This is a genomic window from Prevotellamassilia timonensis (assembly GCF_900106785.1).
Taxonomy (GTDB): Bacteria; Bacteroidota; Bacteroidia; order Bacteroidales; family Bacteroidaceae; genus Alloprevotella; species Alloprevotella timonensis.
Genome location: NZ_LT629845.1, coordinates 83,227 through 103,979, shown reverse-complemented (window position 1 = coordinate 103,979; position 20,753 = coordinate 83,227). Strand labels below are relative to the sequence as shown.

The window sequence follows — 20,753 nt, the reverse complement described above, 5'->3', positions numbered from 1 at the left end:
TTGATGTGGAAGGGATTTTGCGTGTATTTTGCATTGCTGTACCTTAGTGTACAATGACTTTGGCGGTGCTGTTGTCAGTTACTATGATGTAGGTACCTGGCAAGGCGATGCTGCAGGTGGTAACGCACTTGGCAACGGAACGGCCATCGAGGGTGAACACGCTGAACGTGCGGCCGTCGGCCAATGACAGGGTGCGGCCATCGGCACCATAGTGTATGGCCGGCGTGTAATTGTTTTGCCGTACGGCATTGATGCCTACAGCCATGTGTTCGGCGTCCATAGGCTGAATGTTGCATTTGCCCCATGCCAAATCGGCCTGGTATGCCTCTACACTTTCAGGACGGACGTATACCGTGACATCGGCACCAAACCAATCGGGCAAAATGTAACGTCCACCTACTGTGGCAAAGGGGGTGACCGCCACATTGCCGGACAGTTCGGAAGAGAAGTCGTAGGGGCGACGCATATAGTTGTAGATGGTTGTTATCTTGCCATTGTTGAAAGCCTTGCTGTGCAAATAGGTGAGTGTTTTGGGCAGAGTCACCTGGGTCAAGGCGGTAGCACCAAAGGCATAACGTCCGATATGGGTGGTTTGCATGGGCAGTTCGGCTTTTGACAGCAGGTTGCAGCCATTGAACACCTCGTCTTCAATAACAAGGGGCGTGTAGTCTGGACGGTCGGCAAAATTCACTTTGAGCAAAGAGTTGCACTTTGTAAACATGTAGGCGGGCAATATGGTTACATCGGCACCGATGTTAACGATTTCAAGTCCCTTGCACGAAGCAAACATGTTTTGCGCGGTGGCAGCATTTGGCACGTTGTAATTGACACGCAGAAGGGTGCTGATGTTGTTGAAAGCGCTCTCACCTATAGTCATGTTACCATCGAGGTTGACAGTGCTTAAAGCGGTCCATGAAAACGCCTGATTGCCTATATACTGCAACTGTTTGGGCAAGGTGCAGGTGGTGAGCGATGTGCACGAGGCAAATGCTTTGTTACCTATTGCCAGCAGGCTGGCAGGCAATGAAACGTGTTGCAATTTATCGCAACCGTAAAACAATTGGTCGGAAATGACCGTTGTGCCAGCGGGCAGTGTGATACTTGTCAGATTACCGCTTTTGCATGAACTGCCCAATTCTATGGCTGCGCTGCCGAGCATGATGATGCTGTCTGTTTGCACGTGCTGCCAATACCACTCAGTACCATACATGATGTTGAAACCTGCACGTGTCAACTTGTCGGGAGCTGATGTGACCTGCTGAATGTGTGACCGCATAAATGCGGCGCTTCCTATTTCACTGAGGTGCTTGGGCAGCGCCAGGTTGCCTCGCAACATGGCAGTGTTAGCAAAAGCACCTTCACCGATATACTTCAGGCTATCTGACAGAACGAGCTGGCTGATATACGATTCGCGGAAAGCATCAGCGGCTATACTGTCAAGACTAACAAGGTTGGCATGGCTGACACAACTCTCATTAAATGCAGCACTACCAAGTTCCTTGAGATGGCTGAGGTCTATCAAACCGATGGCTGCACGCTGGAAGGCTCCACTGCCTATGCGCTCCACACCATCAAATGGGTGTTCAACAAGTTTTTCGCAACCATAAAAAGCGTCTTGCTCAACCTCTGTTATTTTGCCTTGGCTTGTTACACTCACCAATTTGTTGCAGTTGAGAGCGAAATGGTCGCCCACACGGGTGAGTGATGTAGGCAGCACAATGCGCTGCAACTGGGTCATGTTGGCAAAGGCTCCGCCAAGATCGAGCGTATATTCCTTTACATAGTGGTTGGAACCACCAAGGCCTGTTGATGATGAAGACTCCTCGGTTCGCTCCTCATCGGAGAGGTAATAAGTGGTGGTTTCCGTACCAAGTCCTATTTGGTAGCGGTCGGTCTCGACTGTGCTGTAAGCGCCGCCATCGGGCACAAGGGTCACATCGGCCAAATCGATGTCTAAAAGTTTAGCAAGGCGGCCGGTGCCAGCACGCAAAAGAGCCAAGTCCTGCGAATTGATGGGGCCTACGAGCTTGAGTCGGCTGATGCTTGTTACATCTTCGAGTTCGGCCAACTTTTCGCGCAATGTACCAGCTTCGGTGAGTCGGACTGTAACAACGTCGCCTTCAACCTCGGCTGGTGTGACTGTAATATGCAACTTGGCAACGCCAGCCGGTAGATTTTTGGTTGCATTGACATGAGCAAAGAGCGTGGTTTCGCCAGGTTTTTCACCCAAAATCATGCTACGATTGCCTTCAGCGCAATTAAAAGCGGCTATGGCTGGATTGTCGATACTATAGCTTGTGGAGTCGCTAATAATACCATCTGTATCACCTACCATATCAGGCAGTTCAACCTTTTCACCTTGCTTGATGGTCACGGTTGCGGGGTCGAAAGAGATGTTTCGCTGTTCTGCACAGTCAACTGACAAACTGGTGAGATAAAACGTGGTAGAGCTGCCTTTATAAAAATAAATGTAGAGCGAGCCACTCGTTGTGTTAGCTACATAGTCATAACTGCCACTTGGGTAAAAACAGGCAGCCTTTTCATCGAGTTCGTTATAATAGCTATTGCCATTTATCTCAACACGCTCGATAAGTACTGCCTGGCTGATCGTTTCGGTACCATCGGCTGACGATGAACCTTCTAAAGTGATAGACTGTACATAATTGTAGTTTTGTGTACCAGTGATGGTGACATAACCACCAAAGCCCGCGAATACCAATGCTGGTTTGCCCGACACGGGGTCTGTGCCAAGTTTGTAACTATTTTCGCCGCCATCGGCAACAATACTAAAATTCTGTATTATTTGTTCGGGAGTGTACGTTATGCGTTCGGCCCACATGGGGAGTGCTCCGATGCTGCATATCAAAAAGGCTACGAATTGGCGCCATGCCTTTGTTGATGTCTCTCTAAAATTCATTAGGGGGGGAATAATTTCTGCATAAGCTACAATAGGATTTGCTTGTGTTAACTTTGTTTGTATTTGTTGTCTTTTGTACAAAGGTATGGACTTTTGTCTGAAACGCCAAAGACACGTGAGGATAAAATCTCGTTAAAAGGCGGAAATTCCCCACGAAACTTTTCAAAGCTTTACAAGGGGGATTTTAATACAACAGGTTTGACGTTGTGTCAAACTGTTGGTTACAAGCCATAGCTAAGACCTCTTGACTTTGTCAATGCGTCACCCAATTGAAAAACAATGAATTCGTATTTTTGATTGGGGAGACGCATTGACGTAGGCAGGAAATATTTGCCCATTCCACCGATAGCCCACCTATAAATGAGTATGTGCGTTTTTACTGCCATCTTACACTTTTAGCATGTAACAATCTGATACACAGATGTTTCAAGTGTGTAAGATGCGTTCAAAGTATCATACACTCCCCTGCATACATCTTACACTTCACACCCCGCTGCCGCGCAGTTGACTTGGACGTATGCGGTGGGGTATACACCACAGGGACGTAGAAAAATCTGTTGGAGCAACAGACCTTTCTGCACCCCTATGCCGTGGTATCAACCTCCCGTGTTTGTGCCGTGTGGCAGCGTGTGGGGTGTATAGGTTGTGTGTAGGTAAAATTTGTAGCATCTTACACTTAGCAAAGTGTTGATAATCAGTGAGTTGCAGCGTATTAGTGTAAGATGCAAGATACTCGGTGTGTAAGTTATTGTAGTATGGTAAAAGGTCCCAAGTACCACTTTTTCGTCCTGGTTCTTTTAGCGTAAACATGCGAACGGAGTCAAGCATCAAGCGCTATCACCAAACGCTAGCACCAAACGCTAACTCTAATGGGGGCGACGCGTCTCGCGTCGGGAATAGTGCAGCTGTTATTTAGTAAAGTTTGTATTCTTTTCTTTCATTATCCCGACGCGAGACGCGTCGCCCCCATTAGTGCTTGCGTTTCTGCAAGCACCAAGCGCTACAACCAAGCGCTACCATCAAACGCTAACTCTAATGGGGGCGACGCGTCTCGCGTCGGGAATTGTGCAGCTGTTATTTAGTAGAGTTTGTATTCTTTTCTTTCATTATCCCGACGCGAGACGCGTCGCTCTAAGTTTGCAGCAGTTAAGCGGCGCAGCCGCTAACCTGTAAACATTGTTAAATAAGACTTTGTAGTTAGAAGCTTTTTCTATTACTTTTGTCGTAGTAAAGTAAAGGAATAGCTGGTTGGGAGGAAAAATACACCGTCGCCAGTCCGTAGAGACTATTGGGGGCATTAAGACCCCTCCCAACCAAGCTGCAAAGACTAAATAGAATGCTCATAAAAATAGTTAGAGTGGCAGTCATCACAGCTTTCGCTACCTTTAAAAAACCATACAAAGATATGAAAAAGTTCATTATTGGAATCGATTTTTCCAAAGAAACAGTAGATGCTAGTATCGTACAGAAAGAACAACCAGAAACTCTCATTGCGTACAAGAAGTTTAGAAACAACCTGAAAGGAGTTGATGGACTGATTGCTTGGGCCAAGTCAAAGGTTGCACAAGACGGAGAAATCATCTTCTGTGGTGAAAACACTGGTACATATAGCACACTCTTCAGTGATGAATTGACAGATCGTGGCTTTATCATATGGATTGAGCATAGCATGAATATCGTACGTGGCATGGGTGATGTAAGAGGGAAAGACGACAAGACAGACTCTCTGCGTATTGCCTCTTACGCTGCACGTTTCTATGATAAGATGAAACCTTACGTACGTCCCAAGGACGAAACGCGTGTACTTAAGACACTCCTTGCTAAGCGAGATAGACTCAAATCCTTCTTAAAAGCGGAAATTACTAACACAAAGGAGAATCCTTTAATGCTGCAGGACTCCAACATAGCAAGTAGCATAAACGAGTTTTTCAAACGCCTAGAAGAATCCTTACGGAAAGAACTCAAGGAACTTGAGCGAATGATTCTCGATGTTGTCATGAGCTGCTCTGAATACGCAAAAAACTTCAATATCCTGACTTCCATGAAAGGTATCGGTTTGATTAATGCAGTCGCGCTCATAGTCTATACAGACAACTTCACCAAGTTCAACTTTAACCACCGCAAGATTGCTACATATTGGGGGGTTGTTCCCTTTAAGAACGAATCTGGTACTTCCGTCAGGAGAGGTACACATGTAAGCCCCAAATGCAACTCTTGGCTGAAAGCGCTTTTGACCGAAGCCACGCTTTGTGCAATTAGGTATAACTCACGCATAAAAGCTTATCATGATAGGCTTATGGCACGAGGGAAAGCGATCGGTATAGTACTTAACAATTGCAAGAACAAAATGCTCAAGATTCTTGTTGCAATGGTACGTGACTCCAAAATCTATTCAGATATGGACGTATCAAAGGATCCTCATACGACCACAACTACTAGCTCAATAGTTGTATGCTAACATCGGTATCCAACAGATCCTTTAACAAAAAAACTTGCCAAAAATTTGGTCAATAACATAGAATGCCCCCATTAGTGCTTGCGTTTCTGCAAGCACCAAGCGTTACAACCAAGCGCTACCATCAAACGCTAACTCTAATGGGGGCGACGCGTCTCGCGTCGGGAACAGTGCAGCTGTTATTTAGTAGAGCTTGTATTCTTTTCTTTCATTATCCCGACGCGAGACGCGTCGCCCCCATTAGTGCTTGCGTTTCTTCAAGCACTAAGCACTACAACTAAACGCTATCACCAAACGCTAACTCTATTGGGGGGCGACGCGTCTCGCGTCGGGAACAGTGCAGCAGTTATTTAGTAGAGTTTGTATTCTTTTCTTTCATTATACCGACGCGAGACGCGTCGGGAATAGTGCAGCTGTTATTTAGTAGAGTTTGTATTCTTTTCTTTCATTATACCGACGCGAGACGCGTCGCTCCCATTAGTGCTTGCGTTTCTTCAAGCACTAAGCGCTACAACCAAGCGCTACCATCAAACGCTAACTCTAATGGGGGCGACGCGTCTCGCGTCGGGAATTGTGCAGCTGTTATTTAGTAGAGTTTGCATTCTTTTCTTTCATTATCCCGACGCGAGACGCGTCGCTCCCATTAGTGCTTGCGTCTCTTCAAGCACCAAGCGCTACCCGGTAAAGCCATTCTTGTTAAAAGACAAAAATCCCCCACGGAACCTTTCTACGGGTTCCGAGGGGGATTTTAATACAACAGGTTAGACGTTGTGTCAGACTATTGTTTACAAGCCATAGCTAAAACCTGAAATGTAGTTGTAGAACACACCACCAAGGCCGAGTGCCACAACACCAATGGTGCAGAGCGCAAGGGCCACACGGGTGTAGTTGTCGCTACGGAATGTGGCTATCGGGGCGTCATTGCCCTTGATGTACATGGCCTTGACTATGAGCAGATAGTAGTAAAGCGAAATAACTGTGTTGGCCAAAGCAATGAATACCAACAGGGGGTATCCTGCCTTGAAGGCTGCCATGAACACAAAGAACTTGCTGAAGAAACCTGCAAACGGCGGGATACCTGCCAAAGAGAAGAGGCAGAGCGTCATGAGGAATGCCAACTTGGGGTTGGTCTGATACAGTCCGTCATAATCGCTGATGTTGATCTTGCCGCTGTTATTCTCAACTGTGGTCATTACTGCAAAAGCGCCAAGGTTAGAGGCCATGTAAACCAAGAGGTAGAATACAAGGGCTGACATGCCTTGCGCTGTGCCGTCCATAATGGCCAAAACCAAATAACCTGCTTGTGAAATGGCTGAGAAAGCCATGAAACGCTTGAGGTTGTTCTGGCGAATGGCAAAGAGGTTGGCCACGGTGATTGATGCCACGATGATCCAGTACATGCCCGTGTTCCAGCTATAGAACAGATCGCTCTGTGCAAAGGCCTTCATGAGCACGGTCATGAGCACAAAGGCTGCTGAACCTTTTGAGATGACGCTCAAATAGGCGGTAACAGAGGTGGGAGCACCCTCGTAGGTGTCGGCTGTCCAAAGATGGAAGGGTACCAAAGAGATTTTGAAACCCATGCCAGTGATGAACAATACCATGCCGAAGATGCAGAATACTGAACCGTCGAGCTGGCTGCCAATTTCGCTGAAATAGAGTGTGCCAGTAGCACCATAAATGAGCGATACGCCATAGAGCAGAAGCGCACTTGAGAAGAGAGCCAACAAAATGAACTTGGCTCCGGCCTCAGCACTCTCAAAACGCTTTTTGTCGTATGCCACCAATGCGGTGCAAGGTACAGAGGCCAACTCCAAACCGATGAAGAACATGAGGAAATGGCCACTCGAAATCATGAAATACATACCAAGCAGTGTAAAGAGGGTGAGCATATAGAACTCGCCTTGCTTTACAAGGTTCTCGTTGCGGCTCAACCACCTGTGTGCCATAAGGAACACAATGATAGTACCCACATTGAGCACACTCTTCATAATGGTCATCATGGGAGTGTATTGGTACATACCGCCAAAGGCACTCGCAGGCTCGGCACTGCTGCACGGCAGCAGGTTGAGCAAGGTGTGCACGGTGAGCAATATTACGGGTAAAGCTGTGTTGTAAACGCCTTTCCCGCTCTTTTTGTCAGGACACATAAAGAGGTCGGCTATGAACAGGATAACAATCACTGCCAAAAGCGACAACTCTTCGTGCATGTATAAGAATTGTGAATAATCCATTGTCTTATAAATTTAGAGGAAAGGGTTAGAAGATGAAACAGTTACAGCCGCATTGTGAATGTGGTCAACAATAGGTGCCACACCAGTGGTAATCATGTCGCTCACCCACAACGGAGCCAAGCCCAGTCCGGCAACTGCCACGATGAGGCAGATGACAGCAAAACGCTCGTCCCAAGTGGCGTCGGTGAGTTTGAGATGATGCTCGTTGGTGCAGGTGCCATAAAGTATCTTGCCCACCACACGCAAAATATAGACGGCGGTGATGACAATTGAACAGCAGGCTGCAATGGTGAGCACACGGTGGAAGGTGTCGGCATTCTCAAACGAACCTACAAAAATAGTCATTTCGGCAATGAAACCTGAGAAGCCGGGCAAACCGAGGTTGGCCAAACCGGCAATGATATAACCTACCGAAAGGAATGGCATGATGCGCATCAAACCATTCAGTTCGCGAATGTCACGTGTGTGGGTACGACCATAAATCATACCGATAAGGGCAAAGAACAGGGCCGTCATCAAACCGTGGCTGAGCATTTGGAGCACAGCACCCGTGCAAGCTGTTTGGTTGAGCATGAGTATGGCGAAGAGCACCATACCGCAGTGCGACACCGAACTGTAGGCGTTGATATACTTCAAGTCGGTCTGCACACATGCTGAGAATGCACCATAAACAACTGAGATGCCGGTGAGGATAAGGAATATCCAACCTAACTCGTTGGCAGCCTCAGGCATAAGGTACATGGCAATGCGGAAGCAACCGTAGCCACCGAGTTTCATCAACACACCGGCATGGAGCATTGACACGGCGGTAGGGGCTGAGGCATGACCATCGGGAGACCATGTGTGGAAGGGGAACAATGCACCAAGCACACCGAAACCAATGAATGTGAGCGGGAACCAAATGCACTGCTGGGCAAAGGGAATAGCGTGGGCGCCACCTATGTGGTTGGCTATTTCGACGATGTTCATGGTCTGACCACCGGCACCGTAGAATATACCGAATATGCCACACATCAAGAAGGCTGAACCACCCATGAGCATGAGGGTCAGCTTCATGGCTGCATACTCCTTTTTGCCACTACCCCACACACCGATAAGGAGGTACATCGGGATAAGGGCTATTTCGTAGAACATGAACATGGCGAACATGTCTACCGAAATGAAGAAACCGAACACACCAAGGCTCAACAATGTGAACCACAAGAAGTACTCCTTGGTGAGGGGCTTGAGTTGCCAAGAGGCAAATGTACCGGTAAACACGATGACTGACGAAAGCAGCAACATGGCCACCGATATGCCGTCAACGCCTACCGAATATTTGATGTGAAGGGGCTCAAACCAGTTGAACGATGCTGTGTAAAGCATCTCATCTGTGGCTCCAGCCGCACGATCGCCAAGGAAGGTTATGGTTAAATAGCCTGCCAAGATGAGCAGCAGTGTACTACCTGTCACCATCACCGCACGTACGCCTTTCACATCTCTTGCCAGCCACAAACCGAGCAGCATGACAAGTGGAATCAATACGAATAATGATAAGAAATTCATTGTTTATTGTTTTTAGCTTAGGAGTTTAGGGGTTTAGAAGGATAGCAAACGATGCTTGCCACTTCGACCCTTCAACTTTTCAACTTAAAATTCACGCAAAGGCCATAATTGCCAGCAATATCAAAGTACCGAGCAGGAATACGTAAGCATAACCCTGTACTGAACCACTCTGCAAACCACGAATGCGGAAACTGAGGGCATTGGTACCCCAAGCCAGGAAGTTGAAGAAACCATCGATGACATGGCGGTCAAACCAGGCAATTGGCTTTGATATGTGTGCAAATATAATGCGGTGAGTAATGTATTGGTAAACCTCGTCCATATAGAAGCGCTTGTAGGCCCAGCGATGAAGCTTGCCAAACTTCTCGGCAAGGGCATCGGCCTGCGGCTGGCGCTCGCCAATGTACATATAGGTGGCAAGGAATATTGAGGCTACAGCAATAATGATGCTTGTGCCGGCCACATTCCAGTCGAGGTGAATGTCGTACAACTGGCCATCGGCACTTACAAAGTGGCCAAAGGGAATGAAGCCTGCCACACAGGTAACTAATGCGAGGAACATCAAGGGGAATGTCATGGTGAGCGGTGCCTCGTGCGGGGTGTGCTCAGCATGCAAGGCTTTGTTCTCTGTGCCCCAGAATATGCCGTAGTACAAACGGAACATGTAGAAGGCTGTCATGGCGGCAATAGCTGTCATGATCCAACCCATGGCGGGCATGTAAGCAAAGGCTGCTGTCAGGATTTCGTCCTTTGAGAAGAAACCTGAGAAGGGAGGTATACCCGAAATGGCCAAACAAGCTATCAAGAAGGTGATGTGGGTGATGGGCATGTATTTGCGCAAACCACCCATGGCCGACATTTCGTTGCTATGCACGGCATGAATGATGCAACCTGCGCCAAGGAACAAGAGGGCCTTGAACATGGCGTGTGTAAACAAGTGGAACATTGAGGCCATATAGCCCAACGAACCTACATGCTCATGACCTGTTGTGAACTCGGTGCAGACACCGAGAGCCACCATCATAAAGGCTATTTGCGAAATGGTTGAGAATGCAAGCACACGCTTGATGTCGCTCTGACAGCAAGCCACAGCCGCTGCATAGAAAGCGGTGAAAGCACCTACCCAAGCTACAATGTGCAGCGTGCCAGGAGCATATTCTATCCACAAGGGGAATAGACGGGCTATCTGGAACACACCGGCCACCACCATGGTGGCAGCATGGATAAGGGCCGACACGGGGGTTGGGCCTTCCATGGCATCGGGCAACCATATGTGCAAGGGGAACATGGCACTCTTACCAGCACCACCAATGAACATAAGGAACAAAGCGGTGGGAAGCATCATGGCTCCTTGTGCAAAACCGTCCTGGTTGAACTCAAATCCGAATGAATGGCAGTAGTAACCATAAATAAGGATACCGATCAAGAAGAAGAGGTCGGCAAAACGGGTCACGATAAATGCCTTCTTGCTGGCTGCAATGGCAGCGGGCGAAGTGTAGTAGAAACCAATGAGCAGGTAAGATGATACACCTACTAACTCCCAGAACATGTACATCTGGAAGATGTTAGTAGCTACCACAAGGCCGAGCATTGACATGGTGAACAAGCTCAAAAAGGCATAGTAACGCTGGAAACCGCGTTCGCCATGCATATAGCCAAACGAATAAATGTGTACCATGAGCGACACCGTGGTGATGACGATCAACATCATTACCGATATGGGGTCGAGCATGATGCCCATGTTAAAGCTAAGTCCCTTTACGAAGAAGGGCAGCCATGTAAAGTTGTATGGCATGAGTGTGGGCAACACACCCTCTGCCGTACGCGGAGTTTGGAAAAAGTACTCAAAGGCGGTGTAATAAGCCATGACGGCTACCACACCAAGCACTACTGTACCTACCAATCCGGCTGCTTTATGGCTGAACCATTTTCCGAACACTCCAAGCAGGAGAAACGAGAAGAATGGCAGCAAAAGTATAAGAATTGTATAATCCATTGTATTTTATAGTTTAAGAGTAGTTTAGAGGTTATGAGGTTATAAGGTTATAAAGTTACCTTCAGTCGCTCACAACATTCTCAAACGTTCTTTAGGCTATCAGATTAGCAAGACATATATTATAACCTTCTAACCTAAGAACTTAAAACTCTCTTACCACTTCATCTTCTCGAGCTCACCTACCTGAATGTTCTTAATCATGCGGTAGATGTTGATCATGATGGCTATGGCAATGGCACTCTCGGCTGCCGATATGGCAATAGAGAAGAGCGCAAAGAAGTAACCCTCATAACCGTCGGGATAAAGCATACGGTTAAACACTGCAAAGTTCAAGTCGGTGGCATTGAGCATAAGCTCTACCGACAAAAGTATGGCCAACGTGCTGCGGCGTGTCAGAAAGCCGAAAACGCCCGCAAACATCATGATGGCTGAAATAATCAGGATATATTCTATCTGAATCATAATAGTTTGTTGTTGAGTTTGAAAGTTTAAGAGTTTAAGAGTTTAAGCAGTTACCCTTTCGCTTACCGTTGTATCTTAAATTGCACCGCTTTCACGACACGATACGAACTACTTTTAAGCAGTTAAAGGTATAACCTTAACTTTCAACTTCTAAACTTTTCAACTTTATTCTTATTAGCGTTTACGAGCAATCATCAGTGCGCCCACAATGCAGGCCAGCAGCAACACACTCACAGCCTCGAAAGGCAGGAGATAGCCGTTGTCGCCAGACGATAGCATATTGCGGCCGATTGAATCAATGGTTGTGACAGCATTGGCAGTCTCACTCGGTGCAGCAAGCACTGCAGCCTTGAAATTGTGCGTGAGCACCACACCTACAAAGGCCAGGAAACCTACAAAGCTCAACACGAAGCCCCATGAGGCGTCCTTAATCTTGCGCTTGAAGATTTCTTGATCCTTCGCACCCTCTGTCAGCAAGATAGAGAACACATACAACACGATGATACCGCCGGCATAAACTATCACCTGCGCTGCACCGAGAAATGTGTAGCCCATCAAGAAATACATGCCCGCTGTGCCAAGCAGCACAAAGAACAGGTATGTGGCAGCGCGCACGATGCTTTTGGTCAGCACTGTTGCCAACGACGAAAGCACCATCAGCACAGCCAAGATGACGAACATGATGTTTTGTGAATTCATTGTTTTTGAAGTTAAGAGTTAAAAGTTTAAGAGTTAAGCGTATGCTTTGTCATTCTCACACCTTGAATTCTTTTCTTGAAAAATAATGCAAGGCGAGCGCAGAACATCAAACTTGCTTGAATGTTATGCCGAGCCGCAGCTTATTTTCTCTAAAAAGCAGAAGTCTCAGCATTGGTTTGAATGCATGAGCATCTTCTTAACTTCTCTACTTTTCAACTTTTCAACTATACTAATTATTTCTTTTCTTCAACGTGGCTACCGGGGTGGTTAAGCACCTTGACAAGCTTTGCACGGTTGAACACCGCATTTTCGTAGCTTTGGTCAAATGTGATGGCACCATGGGGGCAAGCGCGTGTACAGAGCATGCAGAACATGCAGCAACCAAGGTCGTACTCATACTTCACGAGGCGTTTCTTTTTCTTGCCGTCGGGAGTCTCGTAAAACTCGCTGGTCACCTTGATACTGCCGTTAGGGCAAGCCATCTGGCAGAGTCCGCAACCCACGCACTTGTGCTCATTCTGCTCGTTATGGGGCATTGTGAGCGAACCACGGAAGCGTTCGAACATTTCGTTCGAATCACGGTTTTCGGGATATTGTTCGGTGATTTTAGGAGTGAAGAACTCGCGCATGGTTGTTTTCAAACCTGTGCCAAGGCTCTTCAAGCCACTTACTACACCACCTATATAACTTTTTTCTTCCATGAATTTAAGCTTAATGAGTTCAATGAGCTTATACTGTTTGGCATGGTTAAGGAGCTTTCAGTTAAAGTCCCAAGCATGCGTTAACATCTAAACTTACCAAACTATAAAATTAGAACGTCCACCCCATGGCCACGCAAAGCGCCATGATGATGAGGTTTACCATGCTGAAGGGTACGAGGTACTTCCACTCGAGCGACAATATCTGGTCGATACGCAAACGGGGGAAAGTCCAACGCAACCACATGAGCAAGAATACCACAAAGAACGTCTTGCCAATGAACCATACAGCACCGGGTATATAATCCATCACACCATTAAAGGCGTCAAGTCCGTAGATATGAAGCGGAGCCCAACCACCAAGGAAAATGGTGCTTGCCATACCGGCACAGATAAACAGGTTCAAATATTCAGCCAAGTAGTAATAGCCGAAGTGCATACCCGAGTATTCAGTGTGATAACCTGCGGTCAACTCACTTTCGCACTCAGGCAAGTCAAACGGGCCACGGTTACACTCAGCATTGCCGGCAACCAAGTAAATAAGGAAGGCGATTACTGCCGGGATGTGTCCTCGGCAGATGTTCCAACCATTCAAATACTGGTCGTTGCATATCTCGCTGAACGACATGGTACCAGTCAAGCAAATCATGGCCAGCATGGTCATGCCGATTGACAACTCGTAGCTGATAATCTGTGCACCGCTACGCATGGCACCAATCAACGAATACTTGTTATTACTACTCCAACCGGCAAGCAGGATACCTACTACACCAATTGACGACATGGCGAGGAAGAAGAATACGCCGACATTGAAGTCGATGATTTGCGCGCCCTTGTTCCAGGGTAAGCACGAGAAGGTGACCATTGAGGCTGTCACAACAAGGAACGGAGCCAAATTGTGCAGGAAAAGGTCACTCTGTCGCATACTGATAATCTCCTTGGTCAGCATTTTGAACACATCGCTGAACACTTGGAGAAGGCCCCACTTACCTACACGCATCGGACCAAGACGGCATTGGAAGAATGCACAAATCTTGCGCTCCATGTAGATGAGGGCTATGGCAAACACGGCATACAAAGTGATGATGGCTAATGCCACAAGAATGCTCTCTGTCAAGATTGCACCCCATTCGGCAAAGCCGCATGTGTTCATCAAAAAGCCATGCAACCAGGAGGTTACTAATGAAAAGTCAAACATAAAACAGTTTTTAGTTTTTAGGTTATGAGGTTATAAAGTTACCTTTACCCGCTCATTTCCCAAGAACGTATAACTTATGAATTTAGATTCTCTGCAAATTTATATTTCAGTCCTCTGATAAGTTTCGCAACAAACTCAAAAGCGGGTTTCAAGGACTCAATTTCCTCAAACGAGAAATAATCCAAGTCAGAGCCTACCACCAGCTGATTATAAACTTCAGCCAATGAGCCATAGGCTATTTCGAGGAAATGGATTTTCTCTTTATAGGAAAAACGTGCGCTTCCTTCCGCTATGTTCGACGTAACAGAAATCATTGCACGCCGTATTTGATTTCCCAATGCGTACTTCTCATAATCAGGTAATCGAAGGGTGAACTGATAAACCAACTTTGTTAACAGTCTTGCTTCTTGCCACACCTTGAGTCCTTCAAATGAGAACAGAGTTTCTGATTTTTGCATTTATATTATTTATTAGAGATTTGATAGAGAAGTAATAATAAGGTCAGGTAACTTTATAACCTTATAACCTCAAAACTTAAAACTCCCTATCAACGGTCAATATCAGGCACAACGTAGTCCACCGTACCACCGATTGTTATCAAGTCAGCAAGCATATTGCCCTTGCAAGCCGTATCCATCACGGCCACCAGAGGCAAGCCGGTCGAACGGTAGTGCAAGCGGTAGGGGCTCTTGTCGCCCTTGCTCTCGATAAACACACCCATGCGGCCACGGCTGCCTTCCACCTCGCTGTAGAAAGTGCCCACCGGGAGTTTGATGATTGGCTTCATCTTCTCCTGATAATTGCCTTCGGGAATGTTGTCTATGAGCTGCTCAATAATGTTGAGGCTCTCCTTTATCTCGTCCAGACGTATCATGTAACGTGCAAAAGAGTCGCCTTCGGTGCGTACAATCTCGTTGAACTGCACACGGTCATAAGCGGCATAAGGCTTAATCTTACGCAAGTCGTTGTGCCAGCCTGATGCACGACCAGTACCGCCGGTACAACCAAAGCTTATCACCTGTTCCTTGGTCAGCACGCCCACGCCTTTTGAACGGTTCTGGAAAATCACGTTACCTGTAAAGATGTCGTGATACTCCTGAATGTTCTTGCGCATAATCTTGATAAATTCCTTCACACGTTTCTGGAAGTTGGGGTGAATGTCATACATCACACCACCAATCGTGTTGTAGTTCAATATCAAGCGGCCGCCACAAGTTTCCTCAAATATGTCGAGTATTTTCTCGCGGTCGCGGAAAGCATAAAGGAAGGCGGTTGTGGCACCAAGGTCCTGGCAGAGACAGCCAAAGAACAAGATGTGCGAGTCAATACGCTGCAACTCGTCCATGATGGTACGAATTACTTGCACACGATCGCTCACCTCAACACCCATGGCCTGTTCAATACACATGCACAGCGCATGGCGGTTCTGCATGGCACCAAGGTAATCCAAACGGTCTGTCAGAGCCAGAGTCTGCGGATAGGTCATGCTTTCGCTAATCTTCTCCACACCACGGTGAATGTAACCGAGTATAGGGTCGACCTTGCGAATCATTTCGCCCTCAAGGTCTACACGGAAGTGAAGCACACCGTGAGTCGAAGGGTGCTGCGGACCGATATTCACCACATAGTCATCTTCACCAAATATTTGGTGTTCAACCTTCTTCACCGTACCGTCCTGCTCCAACTGGTATTCGTAAGTAACGTCTGCCAATGGCTCGTTGGTCATGTGTTGCGGGTCGAAGGGGTTGTCCTTCTCAGGGTCATTATCCTTGCGGAATGGATAACCTACCCAATCCTCGCGCATGAACAAACGGCGCATATCAGGATGGTTGGTAAAGATGATGCCGTAGTAGTCGTACACCTCGCGTTCATACACATTGGCAATGTCCCAAAGGTCACAAACCGAAGGTATCATCGGGTTTTCGCGATCACTTACCACGCATTTAACGCAAGCCTGCTTGTGATTTTCGGTATTCTCTACCTGGTAAACCACGCCAATGCCGTCCTCGAGCCAGTCTTCACCTGTCAAATTCAGCAAAAAGTCCATGCCCTCTTCGTCGTGCAAGCGCTTCATTTCGGCGTGCAAGTCGGCAGCGGCCACAGTCTTAGGTTTCAGTTCATTCACTGCAGGTTTGGCAGGAGCAGCGGCAGGACGTGCCACTGCCGGACGTGCAGCAGCAGGTTTGGCAGCTGCGGCGGGCGCAGCAGGTTTCTGTGCTTCAGTACCGTTATTAGCTGTAGCTTTCAATTCTTCGCTCATGCCTCTTCCTCCTGATTATAAATGGTTTCTTCTTTTTCCTCGGCAGTCACCTTGAAGGGGTCCTTCTGCTTGCGGTTCGTAGTACCGAAGAAGTTTTCAACTTTCACAATACGCTGCAACTGCATCATACCATAAAGGAATGACTCGGGGCGCGGCGGACAACCCGGCACATAAACGTCGACGGGAATAATCTTGTCCACACCATTGAGCACATGGTACGACTTGGTAAACGGACCGCCCGAAATAGAGCAACCACCAATAGCCACCACATACTTCGGGTCTGCCATCTGGTCATACAGACGGCGAAGCACCGGAGCCATCTTGGTAGTAATGGTTCCGCACACCAATATCACATCAGCCTGTCGGGGAGAGTTACGTGTAACCTCAAAACCAAAACGTGCGATGTCATAACGTGCAGCACACACGGCCATAAATTCGATACCACAACATGAGGTAGCAAATGTCAGCGGCCAAAGAGAGTTTGAACGGCCCCAGTCGATGAGGTCGTCGAGCTTGCGCACAATTACGTTTGCGCCGCCCGCATTGAGTTGTTCAACGAGCTCTTCATAAGTCTCGTTGTCCTTGAATTCCTCGTAAGGAATCGACTTGATTTTTGCTCTTTTCATTGCCATTTCAACGCTCCTTTCCTCCAGGCATAAGCCAAGCCCAGAACTAAAATAAACAGGAAGAAGAGCACGCTCAACAAGCCCGCAGGGCCAAATGAGCGCATCACGACGGCCCACGGGAAGAGGAACATCGTTTCAACGTCGAACATCAGAAAGAGAATAGCGAACAAGTAGTAGCCTACGCGGAACTGCATCCATGAGCGTCCACGTGTAGGAATACCACACTCGTATGCCTCTTCCTTCTGAGCGTTATAGCTGCGCGGCGAAATCAGTTTTGCCAATATCGTCACAACACCTACGAACGCCAACCCTGTCAGCAATGCAGTGACAAATAAGGTAAAGTTCATAGCTCTTTAATGTTATTGTTAATAATGTTGTTTGTTTCTATCAAGTTCACAACTCCGAGTTGCCGGGCTGGTAAAGTAGTCTTTACGCACCCGGTCTCTTTGCCGAGAACTGCAACAGGCGAAACGCCATGTACCAAGGAACTGCCATTATGCAAGACGAAAAAATCCGCATCATTCAGGGTATAGGGCTTCCCCGACGTGCGGACACAAAAAATCAGCGAACGGACACACTTGTCCGCCGCTTCAAAATGTTTTTTACCAGTTGTGCATGCCAACGATGCACTCACATAGCAGCCCTTGTTCACTTTAGTTTCGTCTTTTGCGAGTGCAAAGTTAGTGCAAACCGAAAGCCCTGCAAAACAAAAAAAGCATTTTTTGCTTTGCAGGGCTGAGGTGCAGCCTAAATTGACGAAGAAAAGTTAGTGCAAACAGAAAGCCCTGCAAAACAAAAAATGCTTTTTTTGCTTTGCAGGGCTGAGGTAAAACCTAAATTGACGAAGAAAAATTCCAAGTTCAGCACCCTTCAAAAGGTTGCGCAGTCCCCTCTGTCACCAAAGTGGGAAACAGTTCACCACCGTCGTCCTTGCTGTCAGCACCATCGCCGCTGTCGTCATCACTATCGTCATCGTCAACCAATTCATACACCTCCACCTGCTTCAGTCCGGGAGCGTTGCAATAAGCGCCTTTATAGCCATATGCTATAATGCGCTGCCCCAACATGGCAGGATTGTCTGCAAGATTCAAGTCAACACGTGCGTCGCTTCCAGCCTTGAGTTGCAAACCCACACACAATTTCATATCCGTTTCGGCAACCCTGTCGGCCAACACGATGTTGGTACTCACAGCATCATCGGCATTAAAAACCACCTTATTTATGGTATTCGTAGGCATGTAGCCAACGATGTAGCCCTTCAGTGCTATAAATTCGCCATCGTCAGCCCGGCAGAGCGTGGCTATGGTAAACGTGTCGTCACTGTCGGGCGCGGCCACATTCTCCTTATCATCATCTTCCTTGCCGCCAGAGCCTTCTGAAGGCAACTCTATTTCGTTACAGCCACAAAGCATCAAGGCAACCATAACTACCGATAAGGCAAACAGCTTCTTCATATAATAAGATGCGTTAGTTACCTATAACTATCACTTTAATGTAGTCCTTCAGGCTGAACGGCCCCTTGCGGTACCCCCCTTGCGAGTCGTTCACCAGCAAGAGCGTCATGCGGCCATCGGCCAGAGTGCGACCAAGACACATACCCTCGTAGTTGGCAAATGTCAGTTTGAAAGGCTGCACCTCAGTAGTCCAGTCCGCCAACAACTTTTTATCCAGAAAGTGGTTGCTGTCAACGTCCTTCATCGGTGTGCTGCTGTCAATTTGGTGTGCATTGCGCGGGTCCACCACAAACAATTTGCAACGGGTTGTACTGCTCAATCCACCATGGGTTACATTTGCCTCGCGCTCAAGTATCAATAGCCTGCCGTCGGGCAATGGGGCAATTTCGGGGACACCAAACACATAAGTCTTGCCAAAGTCATCAGTACGTCCCCTATCCATGCGGTAGGCATGCTGTGCCACAGGTTGCAGGTTGTCGTCAAATGCCTGCAAGCGCAACAAATTTACCACTCCGGGGTGAGTGGGCGAAGCCGCCGGTCCATCGGCAGGCAGTGTGCTTTCCGACGTGGTCCAAAATCGGTGTGCAATAGTGTCGTAGCACAACGCCTCGAAACCATAGTTGAACACAATGTGTTCAGACGAGAATATGTCCGGCACATTCAGTTCACGCCCTGTGGGCTGCCCTTTCATGTCATACTCTAAAATGCGCTGGTCACCCTCACCGCTGATAAACAGCGTGTTGCGCTGAGGGAAATATGCCACACCCTCACAATCGCGTATGGATATGCCCTGCGCATCAACCTTGGGCGAGCGGTTGCCTTTGAACCCCTCCAGGTACACATTAGTCACATCGCCCGTCAGAGCGCTTTGGTCTATTCTAAACAAGAAAAAGCCATCGGTGGGTTCCTTGTCACTCACCATAGCATAGCGGTTGCCGCCAAGTGCAGTAATGCCACTATACTGTGCCGCACCTATACGCCATTTGCCGAGCGATTGTTGTTTAAGTTCTACTGCCGTTTGGGCAGAGGCCAAGCTGCAAAGTGCAACAGCCACCATTGCAAGGCCATATCGCAGTTTGTTCATAAGATAATTCTTTTATAGGTTGACGGGGTCCCCCAACGCAGCGTGTCTACTCGTCAAGCATCATATCCATCACCATGGGTTGTGCGGCCATAAACATGGCAGCCAAACCACCAGGTGTAACAATGCTGTCGGGCTTGATGTCTGTCAAACGCACGCGGCCGTTTTCTACTATATACCAACCATTATTTTCTGGAATATCGAGGTCGCCGTCCACACCAATGTGCAGTTGGAAACCCGGATTGGGTGTGGCAATGGCCGACAAAAAGCGTGGCACATTTACCACACGCGCCATGGCGTATGGCTCTGAGCCCTTGAGCGAAGCTGGCATACAGAAACGGCGATACACCTTGTCCACATTGCATGCTTTCATCAGATAATTCACAAAAGCAGCACGCGCAGCGCTTTCGGTAATGGCCAAAGTGCGAATGTACACATTGCCATCGGCCTCCTTCACCGCCAGGCAAACGCCCACAATACGGCGCTTGCGACGCGCCACGAGCACATAACCATCATCGAGGTCGGCATCAGACAATGCAGCAAAGAAGTCGTTCTCCGACGGGTGCATCATAAACGGCAACTCTACGGTCAGACGGTGGTAGAACACATACAGGTCGCGGCCCCACTCGTCGGGGCGTGTCACCTCTATTTTGCTGTAATCGCCATCGTTGGTAATGTCGAGAGGCAAATTCTGACGGTACACGGCATTCCAAAAAGCGCCATGTTGGGGCTTTTCGTAAAAGCTGCGCAGTTCGTCACTGCCGGGTATCAAAAAACTGAGCGTGGCACCTTGGTTGAACAACCGGCGGTGTGCCTCATGTATGAGGTTCGAGGCGTAACCTTTGTTGCGGAATTGTGGCAGAGTGGCCAAGCCTGATATATAGCCTGCACGCAGTACCGAACCATAAAAAGTAAATCGGTACGGCAACAGTTGCGTGGCAGCCACCACTTGTCCGTCGTGACGTATGGTCAGGTTGTTGTCATCAGTGTATTTATCTTCAAAATATATGTCCATAAACTCTTCTGAGTCATGGAAACAAGTGCGCCACAGGTCGCGCGTTTGCTGCTTTATTTCGTTGGGTGTAAGTAGCATGGGGGTAGAAAGGGGTTAGGGGGTTAATGGGTTAG

The 20,753-nt window shown here is 47.8% G+C and carries 16 protein-coding genes; 1 reads left to right on the top strand and 15 read right to left on the bottom strand.

Annotated elements, in window-relative coordinates; translation table 11 throughout:
• Positions 1-43: 43 nt before the first annotated feature.
• Positions 44-2,917 carry a leucine-rich repeat domain-containing protein gene (locus BQ5453_RS09140; RefSeq protein WP_071122986.1) on the bottom strand — a complete coding sequence of 958 codons (2,874 nt, stop codon included), beginning with the start codon at positions 2,915-2,917 and terminating at the stop codon, positions 44-46.
• 1,405 nt (positions 2,918-4,322) lie between these two features.
• Between BQ5453_RS09140 and BQ5453_RS09135 the strand changes: the two genes are divergently transcribed.
• The gene (locus BQ5453_RS09135) at positions 4,323-5,375 is read left to right on the top strand and encodes an IS110 family RNA-guided transposase (protein ID WP_161942409.1); all 1,053 of its coding nucleotides are present in this window, start codon (positions 4,323-4,325) and stop codon (positions 5,373-5,375) included.
• Between the two features lie 782 nt (positions 5,376-6,157).
• Here the strand turns inward: BQ5453_RS09135 and BQ5453_RS09130 are convergent.
• The 14 genes from BQ5453_RS09130 to BQ5453_RS09060 all read right to left on the bottom strand — a co-directional run bounded on the left by BQ5453_RS09130 (position 6,158) and on the right by BQ5453_RS09060 (position 20,718).
• The gene (locus BQ5453_RS09130; protein WP_071122985.1) at positions 6,158-7,606 is read right to left on the bottom strand and encodes an NADH-quinone oxidoreductase subunit N; all 1,449 of its coding nucleotides are present in this window, start codon (positions 7,604-7,606) and stop codon (positions 6,158-6,160) included.
• A gap of 12 nt (positions 7,607-7,618) precedes the next feature.
• The gene (locus BQ5453_RS09125) at positions 7,619-9,151 is read right to left on the bottom strand and encodes a complex I subunit 4 family protein (protein ID WP_022101560.1); all 1,533 of its coding nucleotides are present in this window, start codon (positions 9,149-9,151) and stop codon (positions 7,619-7,621) included.
• A gap of 91 nt (positions 9,152-9,242) precedes the next feature.
• Entirely contained in the window at positions 9,243-11,147 is a 1,905-nt protein-coding gene (nuoL, locus tag BQ5453_RS09120; RefSeq protein WP_071122984.1) for an NADH-quinone oxidoreductase subunit L, read from the bottom strand.
• A gap of 153 nt (positions 11,148-11,300) precedes the next feature.
• Positions 11,301-11,609: an NADH-quinone oxidoreductase subunit NuoK gene (nuoK, locus tag BQ5453_RS09115; protein WP_022101562.1), complete on the bottom strand. Its 309-nt coding sequence runs from the start codon at positions 11,607-11,609 to the stop codon at positions 11,301-11,303.
• Between the two features lie 174 nt (positions 11,610-11,783).
• Entirely contained in the window at positions 11,784-12,308 is a 525-nt protein-coding gene (locus BQ5453_RS09110) for an NADH-quinone oxidoreductase subunit J family protein (protein ID WP_071122983.1), read from the bottom strand.
• Between the two features lie 233 nt (positions 12,309-12,541).
• Positions 12,542-13,009 (bottom strand): 4Fe-4S binding protein, encoded by a 468-nt coding sequence (locus BQ5453_RS09105; RefSeq protein WP_071122982.1) that lies wholly within the window; start codon positions 13,007-13,009, stop codon positions 12,542-12,544.
• Between the two features lie 109 nt (positions 13,010-13,118).
• On the bottom strand, positions 13,119-14,204 hold the full coding sequence (gene nuoH / locus BQ5453_RS09100) for an NADH-quinone oxidoreductase subunit NuoH (RefSeq protein ID WP_022101565.1): 1,086 nt from the start codon (positions 14,202-14,204) through the stop codon (positions 13,119-13,121).
• 74 nt (positions 14,205-14,278) lie between these two features.
• Positions 14,279-14,662, bottom strand: coding sequence for a four helix bundle protein (locus BQ5453_RS09095; RefSeq protein ID WP_083361190.1), 384 nt, complete (start codon positions 14,660-14,662; stop codon positions 14,279-14,281).
• Positions 14,663-14,751: 89 nt separating this feature from the next.
• Positions 14,752-16,464 carry an NADH-quinone oxidoreductase subunit D gene (locus BQ5453_RS09090; RefSeq protein WP_143033357.1) on the bottom strand — a complete coding sequence of 571 codons (1,713 nt, stop codon included), beginning with the start codon at positions 16,462-16,464 and terminating at the stop codon, positions 14,752-14,754.
• Positions 16,461-17,096, bottom strand: a complete 636-nt coding sequence (locus BQ5453_RS09085; RefSeq protein WP_458692638.1) for an NADH-quinone oxidoreductase subunit B — start codon at positions 17,094-17,096, stop codon at positions 16,461-16,463. The genes BQ5453_RS09090 and BQ5453_RS09085 overlap by 4 nt, the downstream gene beginning before the upstream one ends.
• Positions 17,087-17,437 (bottom strand): NADH-quinone oxidoreductase subunit A, encoded by a 351-nt coding sequence (locus BQ5453_RS09080; RefSeq protein ID WP_022101569.1) that lies wholly within the window; start codon positions 17,435-17,437, stop codon positions 17,087-17,089. The genes BQ5453_RS09085 and BQ5453_RS09080 overlap by 10 nt, the downstream gene beginning before the upstream one ends.
• 513 nt (positions 17,438-17,950) lie before the next feature.
• Positions 17,951-18,544: a DUF6359 domain-containing protein gene (locus BQ5453_RS09070; protein WP_143033356.1), complete on the bottom strand. Its 594-nt coding sequence runs from the start codon at positions 18,542-18,544 to the stop codon at positions 17,951-17,953.
• Positions 18,545-18,557: 13 nt separating this feature from the next.
• Positions 18,558-19,628, bottom strand: a complete 1,071-nt coding sequence (locus BQ5453_RS09065; RefSeq protein ID WP_071122979.1) for an esterase-like activity of phytase family protein — start codon at positions 19,626-19,628, stop codon at positions 18,558-18,560.
• 46 nt (positions 19,629-19,674) lie between these two features.
• Positions 19,675-20,718 carry a GNAT family N-acetyltransferase gene (locus BQ5453_RS09060; RefSeq protein ID WP_071122978.1) on the bottom strand — a complete coding sequence of 348 codons (1,044 nt, stop codon included), beginning with the start codon at positions 20,716-20,718 and terminating at the stop codon, positions 19,675-19,677.
• Positions 20,719-20,753 lie beyond the last annotated feature (35 nt).

Bases quoted from the DNA above. Each gene is read 5' to 3' on its own strand.
- BQ5453_RS09080 (WP_022101569.1), bottom strand. From the start codon at position 17,437: ATGAACTTTACCTTATTTGTCACTGCATTGCTGACAGGGTTGGCGTTC.
- BQ5453_RS09060 (WP_071122978.1), bottom strand. From the start codon at position 20,718: ATGCTACTTACACCCAACGAAATAAAGCAGCAAACGCGCGACCTGTGG.
- BQ5453_RS09070 (WP_143033356.1), bottom strand. From the start codon at position 18,544: ATGAAGAAGCTGTTTGCCTTATCGGTAGTTATGGTTGCCTTGATGCTT.
- nuoH (WP_022101565.1), bottom strand. From the start codon at position 14,204: ATGTTTGACTTTTCATTAGTAACCTCCTGGTTGCATGGCTTTTTGATG.
- BQ5453_RS09105 (WP_071122982.1), bottom strand. From the start codon at position 13,009: ATGGAAGAAAAAAGTTATATAGGTGGTGTAGTAAGTGGCTTGAAGAGC.
- BQ5453_RS09130 (WP_071122985.1), bottom strand. From the start codon at position 7,606: ATGGATTATTCACAATTCTTATACATGCACGAAGAGTTGTCGCTTTTG.
- BQ5453_RS09095 (WP_083361190.1), bottom strand. From the start codon at position 14,662: ATGCAAAAATCAGAAACTCTGTTCTCATTTGAAGGACTCAAGGTGTGG.
- BQ5453_RS09085 (WP_458692638.1), bottom strand. From the start codon at position 17,096: ATGGCAATGAAAAGAGCAAAAATCAAGTCGATTCCTTACGAGGAATTC.
- BQ5453_RS09135 (WP_161942409.1), top strand. From the start codon at position 4,323: ATGAAAAAGTTCATTATTGGAATCGATTTTTCCAAAGAAACAGTAGAT.
- nuoL (WP_071122984.1), bottom strand. From the start codon at position 11,147: ATGGATTATACAATTCTTATACTTTTGCTGCCATTCTTCTCGTTTCTC.
- nuoK (WP_022101562.1), bottom strand. From the start codon at position 11,609: ATGATTCAGATAGAATATATCCTGATTATTTCAGCCATCATGATGTTT.
- BQ5453_RS09110 (WP_071122983.1), bottom strand. From the start codon at position 12,308: ATGAATTCACAAAACATCATGTTCGTCATCTTGGCTGTGCTGATGGTG.
- BQ5453_RS09125 (WP_022101560.1), bottom strand. From the start codon at position 9,151: ATGAATTTCTTATCATTATTCGTATTGATTCCACTTGTCATGCTGCTC.
- BQ5453_RS09140 (WP_071122986.1), bottom strand. From the start codon at position 2,917: ATGAATTTTAGAGAGACATCAACAAAGGCATGGCGCCAATTCGTAGCC.
- BQ5453_RS09065 (WP_071122979.1), bottom strand. From the start codon at position 19,628: ATGAACAAACTGCGATATGGCCTTGCAATGGTGGCTGTTGCACTTTGC.
- BQ5453_RS09090 (WP_143033357.1), bottom strand. From the start codon at position 16,464: ATGAGCGAAGAATTGAAAGCTACAGCTAATAACGGTACTGAAGCACAG.